We start from the raw sequence: 20,716 nt of genomic DNA, 5'->3' as shown, positions 1-20,716 counted from the left end.
ATCCACGTATGGAGAAGCCTGCCTAGTTGTGGAATCGCGCGTTCTTTTCGCTATTATTTTCAGGATTTTGCTCATGACGTCGGTCGTTTCATCACTCACCATCAACCAGATCCGGCAGCTGAAGCCGGATGTGATCCGGGAGTGGACGACGGAAGACGTGGCCTCGCTTTCGACTGGCCAGCTGGGCGCGCTTTCCTCCGCGCAAGTCGCCGCGCTGGAAGCGGAAGACATCGGCGTGCTGGGCGCGCGCATCAGCGCGATCTCGCGCGGTGCCATTCTCGGCCTGTCGCTGGAACATATCGGCGTCCTCGAGAAATTCGCGATCGAAAGCCTGACGACCGGTCAGGTCGGCGCGCTGTCGACAGCCCAGCTCGGTGCCTTGACGAGCGAACAGGCCGAGGCCTTGACGCCCGGCCAGATCAACATGCTGAGCGCCGCGCAACTCGCCGCGCTCGGTCCCGAGGAAGTCGCGACCTTCTCCACCGAGGACATGGCGGCGATCAGCTACAAGTCGGTTCAGGGGCTCAGCCCCGCGGCAATCGCCGCGCTCTCCACCGACCAGATCGCATCGCTTACGCCCCTTTCGCTGGCCGGGCTCACATCCGCGCAGGCCGCGGCGCTCACTGCGGAGCAGATCGAGGCGCTTTCCATCGAGCAGGTCGCCCTTCTGAAGCCCGCTCAGATCGCAGCACTCGGCCCGGATGCCATCCAGGCATTCTCCGCCGAACAGATTGCCGCGCTCAACACTGGCGCGGTCGGCGGCCTGACGACCGCACAGATCAAGCTTCTGGACACCGACCGGATCGAGGCCTTCACGACGGCGCAGGTCCGGGCGCTCACCGCCCAGCAGCTCGCCGCCATCGGCCCGGCCGGCATCGTCACCTTCTCTCCCGCCGACATGGCCGCGATCTCGGCCAAGTCGATCGCCGGCTTGAGCCCTGACATGATCGCCGCGCTGGACGGCGAGCAGATCGCGGCCCTCGACCCGAAAACCATTGCAGGCATGACGGCCGCCCAGGCCGCGGCACTCACACCCGATCAGATCGGCGAGTTTACCCCCGCGCAGGCCCGCGCCCTGACCGCAACCCACCTCGGCGCCTTCTCGGCCGAAAGCCTTGCGGCACTGTCGAGCGAAAGCATCGCCGCCCTGTCGAACCAGGCGATCAAGGGTATCAGCACGACCGCAATCGCAGGACTGGACGGCGAGGTCGCGACGCTTGTGGAGTCGCTGAGCGCAAGCCAGATCAGCGCGCTCGACGCAAAACAGATCACGGCCCTCGGCGCGCAAGGTCTGCGCTGGTTCACGCCCGCCCAGATAGCCGCCATAAGCCCGGCAGGCGTCAAGGGACTGACGGCGAATCAGATCGCCGAGCTCGATAGCGACCAGGCCGCGGCCTTCACGCCCGGCCAGATCAAGCTCTTCGCGGCGAACCAGATCGGCGCGTTCGACAGTCTTTCCATCGCCGCCTTCTCGCTGGAAGATATCGCGGCCATCGCCGGCAACGCCATCGGCGGTCTCAGCACGGATGCTATCGAAGGCCTGACGCCGGCGCAGATTGCAGCCCTCAGCCCGAAGGCCATCGCCGGCCTGACCGCACAGCAGATCGCGGCCCTTTCGCCCGAACAGGCAGCGGCTCTCACGCCCGCCCAGGTGAAGGCGATGACGCCGACCCAGGTTGGCGCACTTTCGCCCGAAGCCATTGCCGCTTTCTCTCCAGCCAAGATCGCGGCCATTCCGACCAACGCCATCGGCAGCCTGAGCAAGGAAACGCTCGCAGCTCTCGACAGCGCCCAGATCGCGGCAATGACGGGCGCGCAGATCGGTGCGCTGAAGCCTGCCCAGGTCGCCGTGCTCGATGTCGAGGTCCTTTCGCCGGCCCAGATCCGCTTCATGACCGCGCAGCAGCTGGCGGCGCTCAGCGCCGAAGCGCTGTCGACCTTCTCTGCCGAAGACATGGCCGCCATCACCAACAAGGCGATCACCGGCATCAGCAGCGCCGCAATCGCCGGTCTGCCGGCCGGCCACATCGCCGCGCTCAGCACCGCCGTCCTTGCCAGCCTGACCACGACGCAGATGCGCGGCGTCACGAGCGAACAGCTGCTTGCGCTGTCCACCGGACAGATTGCCGGCCTCAATGCGGGGCAGATCTCCGCCATTTCGTCCAGTGCGCTGCTCGAACTTTCGCCTGCACAGTTCGGCGCCATAAACGGCAAGGCGGTGGCTGGTCTTTCCACATCAGCGCTCGCGGCCCTGTCGACGGACCAGATCGCCTCGCTCAGCTCGGGTGTCATCGCCGGGTTGACCACGCAACAGATCGCGGCCCTCAGCCCGGGCCAGATCGAGGCACTCACGCCGACCCAGGTCCGCGCCCTGAGTGCCAAACAGCTGACCGCGCTCGGTTCGGCCGGCATCGCAACCTTCTCGACCGACGACATCGCAGCAATCAACGCGAAGGCGATACCCGGACTGTCCAGCTCTGCCTTCGCCGAACTGACATCCAGCCAACTCGCCGCCCTCACCACCGCACAGATCGCCGCCCTGCTTCCCGCGCAGATCAGCGCCGCCAGCGAAGGCTTCTTTGCCGGGCTGACACCCGCACAAGTCGCCGTCCTCGGCACGGGGATCATCGCCAGCCTCAAGCCCGAGCAGATCGAGGCCATGACGACCGCGCAGGTCGAGGCGCTCACGCCGACCCAGGTCCGCGTCATGAACTCCGCCCAACTCGCCGCGCTCGGGCCCGAGGAACTCGCAACGTTCTCGACCGCCGATATCGCGGCGATCAGCAACAAGGCCATCTCAGGCCTGACGGCCAGTGCGCTGGCCGGCCTCACCACGGAGCAGACGGTGGCCCTCAGCCGCTCGGCGCTTTCAGGCCTCACCGCCGAGCAGGTCGAAGCCCTGTCGACGGCCCAGATCGGCGCGCTCACAACGACGCAGATCGGCGGGCTCACCTCCGCACAGATCGCAGCACTCGAACTCCAGGACCTCCAGGCCCTGACGCCCGCGCAGATAACGGCGATCGGCGGCAGCGCCCTCAAGGGGCTCGGCACGGACCTCCTGGCGGGCCTGTCTTCGGCCCAGCTCGCCGCGCTTACCACCAGCGCCGTCGCGAGCCTCACCAGCGTCCAGGTGGAGGCCCTGACATCCCAGCAGATCGGCCTGCTGTCCTCCAGCCAGGTCAAGGCGCTGACATCCGCACAGCTGGGCGCGCTCGGCAGCAATGTATCGGCCCTCACCCCCGCCCAGATCGCCAGCCTCAGCGCCGCCGCCATTGCGGGTCTCGCGACCGACCAGATTTCCGCCTTGCAATCGGGCCAGTTGGCCGCGCTGACGCCAGCCCAGATCGGTTCGCTGTCTTCGAGCCAGGTCGCGGCACTGGGCAGCGACAACCTGGCCAACCTGACGACAGCGCAGATCGCCGCCATCAGCGCGGGCGGCATTTCCGGCCTGACGTCAGCCCAGATCAATGCGCTCGGTGCCGGGCAGATCGCGGCGCTCACCGCCAAGCAGATGGCGGGCCTGACCTCGACGCAGATCCCGGCCTTCAGCACCGCAAAGATCGCAGCGCTCACCACGGCGCAGATTGCCGGTCTCAATGCCGGCAGCATCTCCGGTTTCACGACCCAGCAGCTCGCCGTGCTGAACATCGCCCAGGCAGAGGCCCTGACGAGCGCGCAGGTGGGAACGCTGAGCTCCGAACAGATCGCGCAGTTCGGCACCGACAGCATCGCCGCCTTCTCCACGAAGGACATCTCGATGATCACGGCGGGCGCCATCGCCGGCCTCACCACCGCAACCCTCGCCTCGCTTTCGACGGCACAGATCGCCGCGCTCAGCCCCGCAGCCGTCGGCGCGCTCAGCACACGCCAGATCGATGCCCTGAGCAGCGGACAGGTACAGGCACTGACCCGCACGCAGATTGCCGCGATGAGCTCGGCGCAGATCGCCGCGCTCGGCCCTGACGACATCGCCACCTTCTCCGTCCAGAAAATGGGCGCGATCAGCGCGGGCGCGATGGCCGGCCTTTCGACGGACGCGCTCGGCGCGCTTTCGACTGCGCAGATAGCAGGCTTCAGCACGGCCGGCATCAGCGGCATGACGACGAAGCAGATTTCCGCGCTGAGCCTGGCACAGGCGGAGGCGCTTTCCACCACGCAAATCGGCAGCCTGTCCTCCACGCAGCTTGCCGCCTTCACGACGGACAAGATCGCCACCTTCACGACGCGCGAGATCGCCGCCATCGGCGCAACGGCCGTCGGCGGCCTTTCAAGCGACATCATAGCCTCGCTTTCGACGGCCCATATCGCGGCGCTGAGCACAGCGGCGATCAGCGGGCTGCAGCCGCGCCAGATCGCGGCCTTGACCAGCACGCAGCTCGATGCGCTGCGGCCGGACCAGGTGCGCATCCTCGATGCGCGCCAGATCGCCTCGCTCGGGCCGGAATATATCGCGTCGCTGACGCCCGCGCAGATCGCCGCCCTTGGCACTGCTGCCATTGCGGGCCTTTCGACCGAACAGGTCGCCGCACTTTCGACGGCCCAGGCCGAAGCGTTGGCGCCGGCGCAGATCGCAGCCTTCACCTCCCGCCAGATCGCGGCGCTGAGTGCCGAACAGCTCGACACCTTCTCGCTGGCCGACATGGCGGCCATCAGTTCCACCGCCATGGCCGGCCTGTCGACAGGTATGCTGGCGTCGCTCTCCACGGGCCAGATCGCAGCCCTTGGCCCCGCCGGGCTTTCGGGAATGACCAGCGCGCAGATCGGCGCCCTCAGCCCCGCGCAGCTCGAAGCCCTGACAACGGCGCAGATCGGTGCTCTCGGCTCCCGGCAGATCGCCGCGCTGACGCCGCAGAACCTCGCGGGCTTCTCGTCTGCGCAGATCGCCGCGCTCAGCGCCGGCGCGATCCCGGGCCTCACCGCGGCGCAGATCGCCGGCCTCTCCAGCGCACAGGCCGAGGCGCTCACCAGCGCGCAGATCGCGGCGCTCGGATCTGCCCAGATCTCCGCCTTCAGCGCCGAGAATATCGGCACCTTCACGACGGCCGAGATCGCGTCTATCGGCTCATGGGCTGTCGCCGGGTTGCCGACGGCCGTTATCGCGGCCCTTCCGGCAGGCCACATCGCCGCCCTCAACGCGGCGGGCCTTACCGCCGCGCAGGTGTCTTCGCTCAGCGCCAGCCAGTTCGAGGCGCTGACAAATCTTCAGCTCGCCGCGCTCGGCTCCACGCAGATTGCGGCCTTCGGCACGGCGGGCATTGCCGCGCTTTCGCCCGCGCAGATCGCCGCTCTCAGCACGGCCGCCGTCGCCGCCCTCAGCACCGCACAGATCGGCGCGCTCTCGACCGGGCAGGCCGAGGCGCTGACGCCGACACAGGTCGGTGCGCTGACCTCACAGCAGATCGCGGCCTTCAGTGCTGACGATCTCTCGCTTTTCTCGACGGCCGATATCGCCGCACTCGGCTCGCGGGCCGTCCTCGGCCTGTCGACCGCCACGCTGGCGACGCTTACCACAGCCCAGATCGCCGCTCTCAGCACGGCCGGCATCTCCGGCCTGTCGAGCGCGCAGATCAATGCCCTCACCGAGGAGCAGATCGAGGCCCTGACCGCCACACAGATCGGTGCGCTCTCCTCCAAGCAGATCGCCGTCCTCGATGCCGCCGACATCGCCTTGTTCACCACGGCGGAAATCGCCGCCATCGGCTCGGCGGCCATTGCGGGCCTGGCGGCGGCCATCATCGCCGGTTTCTCGCCCGAACAGATTTCGGCGATCAGCCCCGCCGGCATCGGTGGCCTTTCCACAAGCCAGATTGCCGCGCTCGGCTCGACGCAGATCACCGGTCTTTCCACCCAGCAGATCGCAGCCCTCGGCTCCAAGCAGATCGCAGCCCTCGGCGCGGCCGATATCGCGGCACTTACCCCCGGCCAGCTTGCCGCCATCAGCCCTGCCGGTCTTGCCGGGCTCACTGGCCCGCAGGCCGCAGGCCTGAGCTTCGAACAGGCCGAAGCCCTGTCCGCCAGCCAGATTGCGACGCTCGGTTCCGCCGCACTCGGCAGCCTGTCGAGTGCGGCCCTTGATACGCTTTCGACGGACAAGCTCGCCGCCATCGGATCGGCGGCCATCAAGGGCCTGCCGTCCTCATACCTGGCGACGCTGGAAACCGCCGAAATCGCCGCATTGAGCACAGGCGCCATTTCCGGCCTCAGCAGCGCGCAGGTCGCCGCGCTCTCGACGCAACAGGTCGAGGCCTTGTCGGCAGCGCAGATCGCCGCCCTCAGCTCGCCCGGCACGGCCGGCCTGACGCCCGCGCATATGGAAACCATCTCGACGGAAGAACTGGCGTCGATGAGTTCGTCGGCGATAAGGGGCCTGACGACGGCCGTCATCGGCGCGCTGTCGAGCGAAAGCGTGGCAGCCTTGCGCAAGGAGCAGATCGCCGCCCTCACCTACGGCCAGATGGGCGCCATGAGCACCAGCCAGGTCGCGACCCTCTCGACGGAGCAGGCCGGCGCGCTGACCGCCACGCAGACGGCAGCACTTGGCCCGGCAGCCCTCGCGGCCTTCCCGATCGACAACATCGTCGCGCTGGGGACCAACGCCATCTCGGGGCTGAGCACGGCGGCGCTTGCCGGGCTGACGCCGGAGCAGGCGAATGCCTTCACCCCCGGCCAGCTCGCCGCAATGAGCCAGTCGCAGATCGACGCGCTGCCGCGTGGGCCGGGGGCCTCGCCGTCTAGCTTCCGCACCGCTGCGGAAGACACCGGCGCGCCGCAGGATACCCAGTCCCAACCCGAGACGGCGGTTGAAACGGGCGGCCAGCAGGATGATATCGCGGCCTTCATCTCTTCCTATCTGGAAGTCTGAGCTTTACGCATACGAAAAGAGCCGGACGTCTCGTCCGGCTCTGTGTCATCTCCTCTTGGCGGTCGACGTTACGAGATCGCATGGCCGTCCAGTGTCGCCAAATGCCTGTAGAGCTCCGGCCGCCTGTCGCGGAACACGCCCCAGGATCGGCGCTGATGATCGATGGCGTCGAGATCGAATGTGGCGGTCAGCACCGTTTCCGTCTCCCGATCCGCCTCGGCGACCTTCGCGCCCGTGGCGTCAGCGATGAAGGACGAGCCGTAGAAGGTGATCTTCGTGCCGTGACGACCTTCTTCCGTGCCGATGCGGTTCGAGGCAATGAGCGGCATGAGGTTGGCGCCGGCGTGTCCCTGCATCACACGCTGCCAGTGCGCACTGGAATCCAGCATGGGATCGTGGGGTTCGGAGCCGATGGCCGTCGGGTAAAGCAGGATTTCTGCCCCCTGCAGGGCCATGGAGCGTGCGGATTCAGGGAACCACTGATCCCAGCAGATGCCAACACCGATGCGACCGGCGCGTGTATCCCACACCTTGAAACCGGTGTTCCCCGGCGAGAAATAGAACTTCTCGGTATAGCCGGGTCCGTCCGGAATGTGGCTTTTGCGGTAGTTGCCGAGGACGCTGCCATCGGCATCGATAATGGCCACGCTGTTGAAATGGGATTGGCCGGCACGCTCGAAGTAACTGATCGGCAGCACGACGCCGAGTTCGGCGGCAAGCTTGGCAAAATGCGCGATCAGCGCATTGCCCTCGAAGGGCTGCGCCAGCGAAAAGAAATCGTGGATCTGGTCCTGGCAGAAATACGGCGCGGCAAAGAGCTCCTGGATGAGCACGAGGTCGGCACCTTTGTCCTTCGCGTCACGGACAAGCTGCTCGGCCCGCTCGATATTGGCCTTCTCGTCCCAGATACAGGCCATCTGGGTGGCCGCGACCGTCACATTGCGCATCTGCCGATTTCCTTTGCTCGACGCCATTCTGTGCGGACAGCGCCAACGCAATTTCGCAGCGCTCCGCGCGCGCATTTAGGCAGGCCCGCGTTCCTCCGGTCAATGAGTCATTTGGGGCGTGTCGTCATGGTTCATAGATCAGCAGTGTCTCGCCGGCGTTGACATAGCCGCCCTCCTCCACCCGCCGGCGCAGACGACCGGCCCGGGCCGCGAAGACCTGCGTTTCCATCTTCATTGCCTCCATCACGGCGACAAGGTCGCCTTCCGCCACCTCCGCACCGTCTGCAACCCGGAAGGCCTGGAGGGTGCCGGTGACCGGCGCAATGATCGCGTCTTCGGCCGGAGTTGCTTTCGCAGCGGATGTCGGGCCTTGTCCCGCCCCTCCCAGACGGGCAAGCAGCATGGTCGGCAAGGCCAGCGCGACGCGTCGGCCGTCGATTTCCACATGGGTGCGGATCAGCGCCGGGTCGGCGGCCGGTTCAGGCCGCGCGGCGGCCTCCGGCATGGCCGCGAAATCCGTCTCGATCCAGCGCGTGTGGACCTTGAAGCCGTCGGTGCCGATGAAATCCGCGGTCTCGATGGCCGCGCGGTGGAACGGCAGGACGGTGGCGACACCCTCGATGCGGAACTCCCGCAAAGCGCGGCGCGCGCGGCGCAACGCCTCCTCGCGCGTGGCACCCGTCACCACCAGCTTGGCCATGAGGGAATCGAAGACGCCGGGGATGGAGGCGCCATTCGCCACGCCGCTGTCGAGCCGCACGCCCGGGCCCGACGGCGGCTCGAAGACGGTGATCGTGCCCGGCGTCGGCAGGAAGCCACGACCGGGATCCTCGGCATTGATGCGGAACTCGATGGCGTGACCGCGCGGCGCAGGCGTTTCAAGGACGGACAGGCGCTCGCCGTCTGCAATGCGGAACTGTTCGACGACGAGATCGATGCCGGTCGTTTCTTCCGTGACGGGGTGCTCGACCTGGAGGCGGGTGTTCACCTCGAGAAATGAGATAGTGCCGTCCACGCCGAGCAGGAACTCCACCGTCCCGGCGCCGGTGTAGCCGGCCGCAGCGCAGATCGCCTTCGCGGCCGCATGGATTGTTTCGCGCTGTCGTGAGGTCAGGAAAGGGGCCGGAGCTTCCTCCACGAGCTTCTGGTTTCGCCGTTGCAGCGAGCAGTCGCGGGTGCCGAGCACCACCACATTGCCATGCGTATCTGCGATGACCTGCGCCTCCACATGGCGCGGGCGGTCGAGGAACCGTTCGAGGAAACACTCGCCCCGGCCGAAAGCAGCCGTTGCCTCGCGCACGGCCGATTCGTAGAGATCGGCGATCTCGTCCATCGTCCAGGCGACCTTGAGACCTCTGCCGCCGCCGCCATGCGCCGCCTTGATGGCGACGGGCAATCCATGCTGCTTTGCAAACGCAAGGACCTCGGCAGAGGACGAAACCGGACCATCGCTGCCGGCCACGAGGGGCGCTCCGACTTGAGCGGCGATCCGGCGCGCCTCGACCTTGTCGCCGAGCGCCTCGATGACCTCGGGGTCGGGGCCGATCCAGGTGAGGCCCGCATCCAGCACGGCGCGCGCGAACTCCGCCCGCTCGGAGAGGAAGCCATAGCCGGGATGCACGGCATCCGCCCCGGAGCGCCGGGCGATGGCGATCAGCTTTTCGATATCGAGATAGCTTTCGGCCGGCCGCACCCCATCGAGACCGTAAGCCTCGTCGGCCTGGCGCACGAAGAGCGCATCCGCGTCCGGGTCCGCGTAGACCGCGACCGATTGCAGCCCGTAGTCGCGACAGGCCCGCACGATCCGGACGGCGATTTCCCCGCGATTGGCGATTAGGACTTTCTTCACGGCATGTCTCCTAACGGGTCCCGGCAATGTCGGCAAAAGGGCCGAGCGGACGGAAACGGATCTTCGCATTGACGGGGATCTGCCCCGCCAGATCGAGATGGTAGTCGGCGACGGCCCCGATCACCGGATAACCGCCCGTCAGCGGATGATCGGCGAGAAACAGCACCGGCTGGCCGCTATGCGGAACCTGGATCGCACCGGTCGCCGTGCCTTCGCTCGGCAGCTCGGCGCTATCCCTGCGTTCCAGCGGCACGTCGCCGGCCAGGCGGATACCGATGCGATTGGATTGCGGGGTGGCCTGCCAGAGCTGGTTCGTCAGCGTTTCCAACCCCTGTTGGGTGAACCAGTCGGTGCGTGGCCCAAGCACGACATCGAGCGTGACGACATCATCGGCACCCGGCAGATCGAAAGCGGCAGTCTCGTCGAGCGCGACGCTCGAAAGCCCCGCTGTCTCTTGCTTCAGCGCCAGCGCGGAGCCGGCCGTGACAATGGGAGGTCCAACCACGGCGAGCGTATCGGTCGCAGCACTGCCCAGCACCGGCGCCACCGCGAAACCGCCCCTGACCGCCAGGTAGGTGCGCATGCCCTTGCGCGGGTGACCGATGGTCACGATATCGCCGGGCTCCAGCGCGATCGGTGCATAGGTTTGGCAATCCCGGCTCATACCCGCATGATCGCGTACGGTCACCGATACGGTTGCGCCCGCAAGCGCGATCACCGCTCGCGCATTACAGGCGAAACTGAAACCGCCGAGCGTGAGTTCCAGTGCCGGCGTGTTCACGGGATTGCCAACCACGCGATTGACGGCGTTGAAGGCCGAACGGTCCAGCGCGCCGGAGGCAGACACGCCCTGCCCCGTCTGGCCGAAGCGGCCGAGATCCTGGAAAACAGCAGGGATCGGCGCGGCCAGCACGCTGAACTGCGGCCCCTCGGCGCGTCCAACCGGTACGGCGCGCGGAAGCGGTCTGGGAACATCGATGGACCTGCCGGCCGCATCCATATCGCGGAACCGGACGCGGTATCCGGGCTGCAACAGAGCACCCGGTTCGCGATCGATGTCCCACATTCTGACGGGTGTCTTGCCGATGATCTGCCAGCCGCCCGGGCTCTCCTGCGGATAGACGCCGCTGAAAGCGCCGGCAATCGCGACGGAACCGGCGGGAACGCGGGTGCGCGGGCTCTTGCGGCGCGGCACATGCAGCGCCGGATCGCCGCCGACCAGATAGCCGAATCCCGGCGCGAAACCGCAGAAGGCGACGGTGAACTCGCTCCCGGTGTGCCGGCGGATGACCTCCGCGACGCTGAGGCCCGTCAGTTCCGCGACATCGGCAAGGTCTTCGCCATCATAATGCACAGGGATCTCGACCAGATGCCGGGACGGTTCGATGCGGGCCGAAAGATCGCGCCGGCCGACCTGTTCGGCAAGCGCCGCCGGAGAAATCACCTCGGGCCGGAAACGGATCATCAGCGTACGGGCGGCCGGCACCATCTCCTCGACGCCGTCGATCGGCTCAGCCTGCAATGCCGCGAAGAGTGCGAGCGTCTCGTCGAGATCGGCAAGTTCGACGAGAACCGTGGTCAGGCTGACGGGGAGAACGCGCATCGAAGCCTCGCGAAGGCGATGTTTCAGGACAGTCCCGGCGAGGACGACGTTCAGGCCGGTTCGGCAAAGGAACGGATGGCGATGCCTTCCGCCTCGAAACGACGCCGGATTTCACGCGCGATGGCAACGGCGCCCGGGCTGTCGCCGTGCACGCAGATCGACTGCGCCTCGATCTGGATCGTGCTACCGTCGATGGCCTGAAGCGTTCCGCCGCGGGCAAGCTGCACCATCCGGTTTGCAATGACGGTCTCATCATGCAGAACCGAGCCGGCTTCGCGACGCGAGACCAGTTCGCCCTTCGGCGTATAGGCTCGGTCGGCAAAGGCCTCGGCAACGACGGAAAGGCCCGCGCGTCGGGCAAGATCAAGGATCGGGGCATTGGCGAGCCCCATCAGGATGAGCGAGGGATCGACCGCAAGAATGCCATCGATCACCGCCTGCCCCTGCCCGGCATCGTAGGCAATGCGATTGTAAAGCGCTCCGTGCGGTTTCACGTAGCGAACTGTCGTTCCCGCCGCCGCCGCGATGCCCTTCAGCGCGCCGATCTGGTAGATTACGTCGGCGGTCAGGTCTTCCGTGGTGATATCGAGATCGCGCCGTCCGAATCCGACGCGATCAGGGTAGGAAACATGGGCGCCGACCACCGCACCATTCGCTGCGGCAGCCTTCACCGTGCGATAGATGCCGGCGGGATCGCCCGCGTGGAATCCGCAGGCGATATTGGCGGAGGAGACAATGGCAAGCATCGCAGCGTCGTCACCCATCCGCCAAGCGCCGTAGCCCTCGCCGAGATCGCTGTTGAGATCCATCGCCGTCATGTTCCCTCCATGGCTATCTTTCAGATATGGAGACTTTACATGAAAGAACAAAAACATCAATATTGTTCAACAATCATTCCTTAGTGAAGAGCGACGAGCATGATGGGGCGAGGAAAAACGCAATGACAGAGGATGGGCAGGGCCTGCCGCTTGCCGACCGCCTGGCGCGGCGTATTCGCGCACTGCTGATCGCCGGAGAGCTTTCGCCCGGCCAGCGCCTGTCCGAGGCAGCATTCAGCGAGCGCTTCGACGTATCGCGCAATTCGCTGCGCGAGGCGTTCCGCCTGCTGACCAAGGACGGCCTTCTGCGCCACGAGGCCAACCGCGGCGTCTTCGTCGCGGTCCCGACCATGGCCTCCGTCATCGACATATACCGCGTGCGGCGCATGCTGGAATGTGCTGCCCTGCGCCAGGCCTGGCATCAGCATGCGGCCATCGGGGCGATGCGTGACGCGGTCGCCGAAGGACGCGAGCGGCGCGACGCCGGTGACTGGACGGGCGTCGGCAGCGCGAATATGACCTTCCACGCCGCCATCATCGATCTCGCGGACAGCACGCGCATCAGCGAGTTCTACGAGCGCATATCAGCGGAATTGCGGCTCTGTTTCGGGCTGCTGAAAGACCCGGCGCACCTGCACGCGCCCTTCGTGGACATGAACGGCGAGATCGTGACGCTGCTTGAACAGAACAAGCGCGAAGAGGCCGCCGCACAGCTCGACGCCTACCTCAACCTGGCGGAACGGACGATGCTGAAGACGCTGGAGCGCGCCTCCGAGCCATCATGACGCCGGACTAGAGCGTTTCCAGCCGAAGCGAATTCGCTTTGGCGTCGGATAATGCGGTAAAACAAAAACCTAAAGCATTTCCGGTGAACCAGAGTTCACCGGAAATGCTTTAGGACGGCCGGCGTGCCGGTATCGGCACATCCACGGCCGTATCGTCCGCCCATGTGCTGATGGTGTGAACCTCGCCTTTCGTCTCGCCCTGCAGATAACTCTCGTGGCCGGGCAGCCCCATCGGGTAGAGCGCGTCGCGGCTTGCCTCGTAGGCTGCGCTCTGATCGGTGCAGAGGCGCACGCGCATGTCCTGCGGGGCGACATCCTTGCGGTTCGCCAGGTCCTCTACGCGTGTCCCGCCGGAAAGCCGCCCCTCGAAGGCCTGGGTCATGTATTGGGCGGAGCGTTCGTTACGCTCACGCTCTGTCGTCGCCCCCAGAATGACCACCATCACCCGCTTGCCGTTTCGCGCGGCGAGCCCGACGATATTGCGGCCGGATGCGCACAGGAAGCCCGTCTTCATCCCCGTCGTGCCCGGATAGCGGGTCAGCAGCAGATTGTTGGACTTGATCTCCTTGCCGTCGATGGTGACCGACGACGCCAGGAAGAAGCGTCGGTATTCGGGAAACTGCCGGTCAACTTCCATGCCGAGGATCGCGAGGTCCCGTGCAGTCGTATAGTTGGTCTTGTCGAACAGACCGTTCGGGTTGGCGAAATGGGTGCCGGTCAACCCCAGACGCGCCGCCGCGTCATTCATGCGCTTGACGAAGGCGGCCTCGTTGGGCGCGACCGTCTCGGCGACGGCGACAGCGACGTCGTTGGCAGAGGCGGTGATCATGGCGAAAAGCGCATCCTCGAGCGTCATCGCCCGGCCGAAGGTCAGCCCGGATTCGAGGAACGCCTGCTTGGTCGCGTTGCGCGTCATGGTCACGGGCGTCGTCAGCGTCACCTCGCCCGCCTTCAGCGCTTCGAACGTCACGAAGGCCGACATCAGCTTGGTCGTCGACGCCGGATACCACGGCACGCCGGCATCCTCCTCGTACAGCACCTGATGGCTGTCGGGATCGACGACGAGAACGGGCGTGGCACTGGCGGCGCTCGCCATGAACAAGGACGCCGCCACTACCAGACATTTCCACGCTCGCCCGAGCACCGTGCTTTCCACCATGTATTCGTCTCCAGAAATCAAGCTATTCTAATGGCATGGCATCGCCTTGAAGGGCAAGATGCCGATGCGACGCACGCTCGCGCAGCGGGCGAAGCCATCCATCGCGGCCTGCATACGTCCCGTTTTCGACGAAGACGCGGCAGTGTCTTTTGCAAGCGAGCATCTGCGCCTTGACGCGGGTATGGGCGCATCATAAGGGGAATGCGACGGTTCCCGGAAGACGACTCCGAAGGGATTAATAGGGAACACGGTGCGGACGACCCAAAAGGGACCAAGACCGTGGCTGCCCCCGCAACTGTAAGCGGATTGTCGACCATCCCCGGGCCTTAAGGGCCATGCCACTGCGAAACATCGCGGGAAGGCAGATGAGCGACAGACATCCGTGAGCCAGGAGACCTGCCGTCGAACACGATCCAATCAACCGGGCGGGGATGCCTGGAAAGGAGCAGACATGTCTGACCTGAACCTTCGCCGTATGACGGCATCCACCCGCCTCGATTGGGCTTTCCGCGCGAGCTGACACTCACGTCGCCCGCTGCGCTTCGCAGCGCTCGCCTTCTCCCGGAATCGAGGTTTCCATGCGCCAGATCATCGCCACCGTTTCGTTCGCCGTCGGCCTGACCGCCCTAGCCGGTACCGGCTTCGCCGCCACCCAATATCCGCTCACCATCAACAATTGCGGCCAGCAGGTCACCTTCACCAAAGCCCCCGAAAAGATCGTCTCGATCGGCCAGGGCATGACCGAGGTCCTGTTCTCGCTCGGCCTCGCCGACAAGATCGCCGGCACCGCCGTGTGGGTCGGCCCGGTTTTGCCCGCCTATGCCGAAGCCAACGGCAAGATCAAGCGGCTTGCCGACAACGATCCGAGCTTCGAATCCGTCGTCGGCGAGGAACCGGATCTGGTAGCCGCCGAATTCGAATGGCATGTCGGCGTGCAGGGCGCGGTCGGCAAGCGCGAACAATTCGCCGATCTCGGCATCAACACTTACATCGCGCCGGCCGATTGCGTCGCCAAGATCAACACCGACGGCGGCGACGGCGTTCGCAAGGAGTTGTTCACGATGGACCTGATCTATCAGGAAATCGCCGAACTCTCCGAAATCTTCGACATCAAGGAGCGCGGCGACGCCCTGATCGCCGACCTGAAGAAGCGCGAGGCCGACGCCGTCGCCTCCATCGAGGGCGCCGCCGGCAAAAACCTTCCCGTCGTGTTCTGGTTCTCCAGCAAGGAGGTGAGCGGGGACGCCTTCATCGCCGGCAAGAACAGCGCACCGGCCTATATCCTCAAGACGATCGGCGCGAAGAACGTCGTCACCACCGAAGAGGAATGGCCGCTGGTGGGCTGGGAAACCATCTCCCAGGCAAATCCCGCCGTCATCGTGCTTGCAACGATGGATCGCCGCCGCTATGCGGCCGACGACCCGCAGACGAAGATCGACTTCCTTGAGAACGACCCCGTCACCAGGGAACTCGATGCGGTGAAGACCAAGCGCTTCGTCATGATGGATGCCCAGTCGATGAACCCGACGATCCGTACGATCGACGGTATCGAGACGCTGGCTGCCGGCATCAAGTCCTTCGGCCTGTCGCAGTGAGGGCTGCCGTATCCAGACAACATCGCTGGTGGGCGCTTGTAGCGCTCACCGTTGTCGCCGTCGTCCTGCTCGCGATCATGATCAGCCTCGCCGTCGCGATCGGCGAGATCGCCATTCCCCTGTCCACGACGGCCAGAGCGGTGTCGAACCGGATCTTCGGCACGTCCTTCGAACTCAACCGCATTCATCAGGGTATCGTCTGGGATTACCGGCTCAGCCGCGCGCTCGTTGCCGCAAGCGCCGGCGCGTCGCTTGCCCTGTGCGGCGTCGTGCTCCAGGCAATGCTGCGCAATCCGCTCGCCGAACCCTATGTGCTCGGCATCTCGGCGGGCGCCTCGACGGGCGCTGTCTGCGTCATGATCCTCGGCCTCGGCTACGGCGCGCTGACCCTTTCGGGCGGCGCCTTCATCGGCGCGATCGTCGCCTTCCTGCTCGTTGGTGTCCTTGCGGCCGGTGCCGGCCGCTCGAGCGAGCGCATCATTCTGTGCGGTGTCGCCGGCTCCCAACTCTTCAACGCACTCACCTCCTATATCGTCACCACATCCGCCAATGCCGAGCAGGCGCGTGGCGTGCTGTTCTGGCTGCTCGGCTCGATGAGCGGCGTACGCTGGTCCGACGTCTATCTCTCCGTACCGGTCGCCATTGCCGGATATCTCGCCTGCCTGTTCCACGCCCGCGCGCTGGATGCCTTCGCCTTCGGCACGGATGCCGCCGCCGCACTCGGCATCGCCGTGCGGCGCGTTCAGGTCGTATTGTTCGGCATCACCGCGCTGATGACGGCCGCCGTCGTCAGCATGGTCGGCTCCATCGGTTTCGTCGGGCTCGTCATCCCGCATGCCGCGCGCTTCATCGTCGGCCCTTCGCACCACCGTCTCCTGCCGGCAACGGCGCTGGGCGGAGCGATCTTCATGGTTTTCGCCGACATCGTCTCGCGCATCATCATCCCGCAGCAGATCCTGCCCATCGGCGTTGTCACCGCGCTGTTCGGCGCGCCGGCCTTCGCCATCATCCTCTTTCGTGCCCGGAGAAGCGTGTGAGTATCGCCGTCGAAAACGTCGCCTATGCCGCCGGCAAGACCATCGTCGTCGACGGCATCACGCTGGCGGTCGAGCAGGGCAAGGTGCTCGGCCTTCTGGGACCGAACGGTTCGGGAAAATCCAGCCTGCTCAGGCTGATCTGCCGACTGCGCAAAGTCGACAGCGGCATCATACGCCTTGCCGAACAGGATATCGCCGCCATCCCGCGCGCAAATCTCGCGCGTCGCATCGCCTTCGTGGAACAGCAGGCGACGACCGATACCCAGCTGACGGTGCGCGACGTCGTCCAGCTCGGGCGAACGCCACATCGCGGCCTTCTGTCACCCTGGGGCGTGGATGACGACCTCGCCGTCGAAGACGCGCTGGCGCGGGTGGACATGGCCCATAGGGCGGACCAGTTCTGGCACACGCTTTCGGGCGGCGAACGTCAGCGGGTGCACGTCGCGCGGGCACTGGCACAGACGCCGAGCGAACTTCTGCTCGACGAGCCGACCAACCACCTCGACATCCAGCACCAGCTGGAAATCCTGTCGCTCGTCACCCGGCTCGGCGTCACGTCGATCATCGCCCTGCATGATCTCAATCTCGCGGCGATGTTCTGCGACAGTCTCGCCGTCCTTCAGAATGGCAAGGTCGTGGCCGCCGGCGCCCCGCAGGAGGTGCTGACCGAGGACCTTATCGCCCGGGTGTTCGGCGTGCGTGCGCATATCGAGCGCTCCGCCGTGCACGGCCGCTACAATATCCAGTATACGATGGGCTGACGGATGGACGGCCGGAACTTCGATCTCAAGGAAGAAATACGGGACTATTGGTCGAGACGATCCAGGACGTTCGATCTCGCCTTCGGTCACAGGATTCCCGCCGGGCCAGAGGCCGACGCCTGGCAACGGCCGATCCGGGACCTGCTGGGGCCGGCGCCGAAACGCGTTCTCGAGCTTGCCTGCGGCACCGGCGAGGTGACGCGCCTGATCCATGACCTCGGCCACGACGTCACCGCCCTCGACTTCTCCGAGGCCATGCTGGCGGTCGCGCGCGCCAAGCATGTGGGCAAGACCAGGCTTCGCTTCCTGCTGGCGGATGCCGAAAACACCCTTGAACCCGATCAGTCCTATGACGCCATCATCTGCCGGCACCTCGTCTGGACGCTGACACGGCCGGAAGAAACCTTCCGCGAATGGTTCCGCCTCCTGCGTCCAGGAGGGCGGCTGCTCGTCTTCGACGGCGACTGGGCCACGCCGAAATTCACCGGGCGCGTGGCCGGCCTGCTGATCTCGCTCATTGACCGCATCATCGGACCCGATACCAATTACGACGGCGCCATGAGCGAGCGCCATGCGGCTATCATGAACGCCCTGCCCTTCGGCGCAGGACTGCGGCCCGCCACGATCGAGCCCTTGCTGGCATCCGCCGGCTTCCGCGACATCGCTCTGCATTCGCACGGACCGATCGCGCGGGCACAGCGCCGGAATGCCAATCTGCGCAACCGGCTTCGAACCTTCGTGTATCGCCGCTTCATTCTGACCTGCCGCCGGTCCTGAGCGCGACTGAATGGCGCACCGCCCTGTTGCGCCGCGCCCTCTGGCCAAGCAGTTGCAATACCCTACATTAGGGATAGCATCAGCCGCCGCGTGTGGAGCAGAACGTGGACATAGCCGCCAGCCATAATCCCGCCCCCGGTGCGCCGGGAATTGATGCCCGGTGGACATCCAGCGCCAAGAGTGGAGTGGGAACGGCATTGACCGCGGCCTCACGCACCTGGTTCACCATCAGCCACGGCATCCTGAACGAGGTCTACCATCCGCGCCTCGATCACGCCTGCACACGCGATCTCGGCCTGGTGGTGACGCGTGACGACGGTTACTTTTCCGAAGAGAAGCGCCACGCGGCACATGATGTCGCCTGGTTTGCGGACGGCGTTCCGGCCTTCCACCTCACCAACACCGCCCTCGACGGCGCCTACCGGATCGAGAAGCGCATTCTCGCCGATCCCCTGCGGCCGACGGTCCTGCAGAACATCCGGTTCACCGCGCTTTCCGGCGCTGCCTCGGACTATCATGTTTACGCCCTGCTTGCGCCCCACCTCGTCAATGCCGGGATGGGCAATTCCGCATGGATCGGCGAATACAAGGGTGTAACGATGCTCTTTGCCAGCGGGCGCGGGGAGTTCCTGGCACTCGCCTCCTCGCTGTCCTGGAGGGAGGCGTCCGCGGGTTATGTCGGCGTGTCGGACGGCTGGCGCGCCCTGTCGGCTTCGGGCAGGCTCGACGCCCGATATACCAGTGCGCCGGATGGCAATGTCGCGCTGACGGGCGAAATCGGCTTTACCCCGACGCAGGACCTCGCCCTCCTTGCACTCTCCTTCGGACCGAGTGCCGATGAAGCAGGCTACAACGCCCTTGCCAGTCTCAATGCGGGCTTCGACAGCGCAGCACGCACCTATGTCGCCGGATGGCACGACTGGCAGAAGGACCTTCTGCCCCTCGACCAGCCCGGTCACAAGGGCCCCAACCTCTACCGCACCAGTACGGCCGTGCTGGGCACGCACCGCTCATCGAGCTTTCCCGGGCCCGCCATCGCCAGTCTCTCCATCCCCTGGGGCTTCAACAAAGGCGACGACGACCTCGGCGGCTATCATCTCGTCTGGCCGCGCGATCTCGTCGAAACGGCCGGCGGTTTTCTTGCCGTCGGTCTGGTCGACGATGCACTGGAAATTCTAGCCTATCTCCGCACCATTCAGGAGGCGGACGGCCACTGGCCGCAGAATGTCTGGCTCGATGGCACGGCCTACTGGAACGGCATCCAGATGGACGAATGCGGCTTTCCGCTGCTGCTGGCCGATGCGCTGCATCGCGCGGGCGCGCTTTCAGGCGAAATGCTCCTCGCCTACCTGCCCATGGTGGAGCGCGCCACAGCCTATCTCGTGAAAAACGGCCCCGTCACCGGCGAGGACCGCTGGGAGGAGGACAGCGGGTACTCCCCCTTCACGCTGGCCGTCGAAATCGCCGCCCTGCTTGCGGCCGCCGATGTCCTCGACGCGTGCGACAGGCGGGAGGCAGCACGCTTCGCCCGTGAGACCGCGGACTGCTGGAACGACCAGGTCGAGAAATGGACCTATGCCAGCGGAACGGATACGTGCGCGGCGCTCGGCGTATCCGGCTATTATGTGCGCATCGCTCCGAGCGATCTTTCCGGCGCGGCCTCTCCCCGCGACGGTTTTGTTCCCATCAAGAACCGCCCGCCCGACGACGCCGACCGGCGGCCCGACCTCATCGTCAGCCCGGATGCGCTGGCGCTGGTGCGCTTCGGCCTGCGCGCGCCCGACGATCCCCGCATCGTCGATACGGTCAAGGTCATCGACGCATCGTTGCGCGCCGACCTGCCGCAGGGGCCGGTCTGGTATCGCTACACCGATGACGGCTATGGCGAACACCCCAATGGCGGCCCCTTCGATGGAACGGGCCAGGGACGACCCTGGCCCCTGCTGACCGGCGAGCGCGCGCATTACGAACTCGCCGCCGGCCGCCGGCAGGCCGCGTTCGATCTTCTCGGCACCTTTGCCGCCTCCGCCGGGCCCGGCGGATTGCTGCCCGAACAGGTGTGGGACGGCGCCGACATGCCGGAGCGGGAACTGCTGCACGGCCGCCCGTCCGGCAGCGCCATGCCGCTGGTCTGGGCGCATGCGGAATATGTCAAGCTGCTGCGCTCGCTGCGCGACGGCCGTGTCTTCGACATGCCGCCGCAGGGCCCGGCGCGCTATATCAAAGACCGGACCACCGCACCGTTCCGCTCATGGCGCTTCAACAACAGGATCCGCACACTCGCGGAAGGCAAGATGCTGCGGCTCGAGCTCCTGGCTGCCGCGACCGTTCGCTGGAGTGCCGACGCCTGGATGACTGTCGAGGAAAGCACCACGCGCGAAAATGCCTTCGGCGTGCATGTCGTTGACATTCCCGTATCGCATCTGAGCATCGGCCAGGGTGTCGAATTCACGTTTTTCTGGCTTGACGCGCAGCACTGGGAAGACCGCAATTTCGGCGTGATCGTCGCGCCGGAATAGCGGT

The 20,716-nt window shown here is 65.9% G+C and carries 12 protein-coding genes and 1 riboswitch; of the genes, 7 read left to right on the top strand and 5 right to left on the bottom strand.

The window, feature by feature from the left end:
- Nucleotides 1-73: 73 nt before the first annotated feature.
- Entirely contained in the window at nt 74-6,862 is a 6,789-nt protein-coding gene (locus B5M41_RS03240; protein ID WP_134648748.1) for a beta strand repeat-containing protein, read from the top strand.
- A 68-nt stretch (nt 6,863-6,930) separates the two neighbouring features.
- Here the strand turns inward: B5M41_RS03240 and aguB are convergent, their stop codons facing one another.
- The 4 genes from aguB to B5M41_RS03220 form a co-directional block, all read right to left on the bottom strand.
- Nucleotides 6,931-7,809, bottom strand: a complete 879-nt coding sequence (gene aguB, locus B5M41_RS03235) for an N-carbamoylputrescine amidase (RefSeq protein ID WP_134648747.1) — start codon at nt 7,807-7,809, stop codon at nt 6,931-6,933.
- Nucleotides 7,810-7,933: 124 nt separating this feature from the next.
- Complete coding sequence (locus B5M41_RS03230) at nt 7,934-9,658, bottom strand: acetyl/propionyl/methylcrotonyl-CoA carboxylase subunit alpha (protein WP_134648746.1); 1,725 nt, start codon at nt 9,656-9,658, stop codon at nt 7,934-7,936.
- A gap of 10 nt (nt 9,659-9,668) precedes the next feature.
- Nucleotides 9,669-11,261, bottom strand: a complete 1,593-nt coding sequence (locus B5M41_RS03225; protein ID WP_134648745.1) for a 5-oxoprolinase subunit B/C family protein — start codon at nt 11,259-11,261, stop codon at nt 9,669-9,671.
- A gap of 50 nt (nt 11,262-11,311) precedes the next feature.
- On the bottom strand, nt 11,312-12,079 hold the full coding sequence (locus B5M41_RS03220; RefSeq protein WP_134648744.1) for a LamB/YcsF family protein: 768 nt from the start codon (nt 12,077-12,079) through the stop codon (nt 11,312-11,314).
- A gap of 122 nt (nt 12,080-12,201) precedes the next feature.
- On the opposite strand from B5M41_RS03220, the gene B5M41_RS03215 reads away from it, so the two are divergent.
- Entirely contained in the window at nt 12,202-12,864 is a 663-nt protein-coding gene (locus B5M41_RS03215) for a GntR family transcriptional regulator (RefSeq protein ID WP_134648743.1), read from the top strand.
- Between the two features lie 109 nt (nt 12,865-12,973).
- On the opposite strand, the gene B5M41_RS03210 is transcribed toward B5M41_RS03215, so the two are convergent.
- Nucleotides 12,974-14,023, bottom strand: a complete 1,050-nt coding sequence (locus tag B5M41_RS03210) for a D-alanyl-D-alanine carboxypeptidase family protein (protein ID WP_134648742.1) — start codon at nt 14,021-14,023, stop codon at nt 12,974-12,976.
- Between the two features lie 190 nt (nt 14,024-14,213).
- Nucleotides 14,214-14,441, top strand: a riboswitch (cobalamin riboswitch).
- 160 nt (nt 14,442-14,601) lie between these two features.
- Here B5M41_RS03210 and B5M41_RS03205 point away from each other — a divergent pair.
- The 5 genes from B5M41_RS03205 (at nt 14,602) to B5M41_RS03185 (ending at nt 20,712) form a co-directional block, all read left to right on the top strand.
- Nucleotides 14,602-15,618, top strand: coding sequence for an ABC transporter substrate-binding protein (locus B5M41_RS03205; protein WP_134648741.1), 1,017 nt, complete (start codon nt 14,602-14,604; stop codon nt 15,616-15,618).
- Nucleotides 15,615-16,655, top strand: coding sequence for a FecCD family ABC transporter permease (locus tag B5M41_RS03200; protein ID WP_134648740.1), 1,041 nt, complete (start codon nt 15,615-15,617; stop codon nt 16,653-16,655). Before B5M41_RS03205 ends, B5M41_RS03200 begins: the two co-directional genes overlap by 4 nt.
- Nucleotides 16,652-17,416 (top strand): ABC transporter ATP-binding protein, encoded by a 765-nt coding sequence (locus tag B5M41_RS03195; protein ID WP_134648739.1) that lies wholly within the window; start codon nt 16,652-16,654, stop codon nt 17,414-17,416. Before B5M41_RS03200 ends, B5M41_RS03195 begins: the two co-directional genes overlap by 4 nt.
- Before the next feature lie 3 nt (nt 17,417-17,419).
- A complete protein-coding gene (locus B5M41_RS03190) occupies nt 17,420-18,193 on the top strand; it encodes a class I SAM-dependent methyltransferase (protein WP_134648738.1) in 774 nt (257 codons plus the stop codon).
- A gap of 110 nt (nt 18,194-18,303) precedes the next feature.
- A complete protein-coding gene (locus B5M41_RS03185; protein WP_134648836.1) occupies nt 18,304-20,712 on the top strand; it encodes a glucan 1,4-alpha-glucosidase in 2,409 nt (802 codons plus the stop codon).
- The last annotated feature ends 4 nt before the right edge of the window (nt 20,713-20,716 follow it).

It is taken from the genome of Shinella sumterensis (assembly GCF_004514425.2).
Classification (GTDB): Bacteria; Pseudomonadota; Alphaproteobacteria; order Rhizobiales; family Rhizobiaceae; genus Shinella; species Shinella sumterensis.
This window is presented reverse-complemented; position numbering and strand designations above follow the sequence as displayed.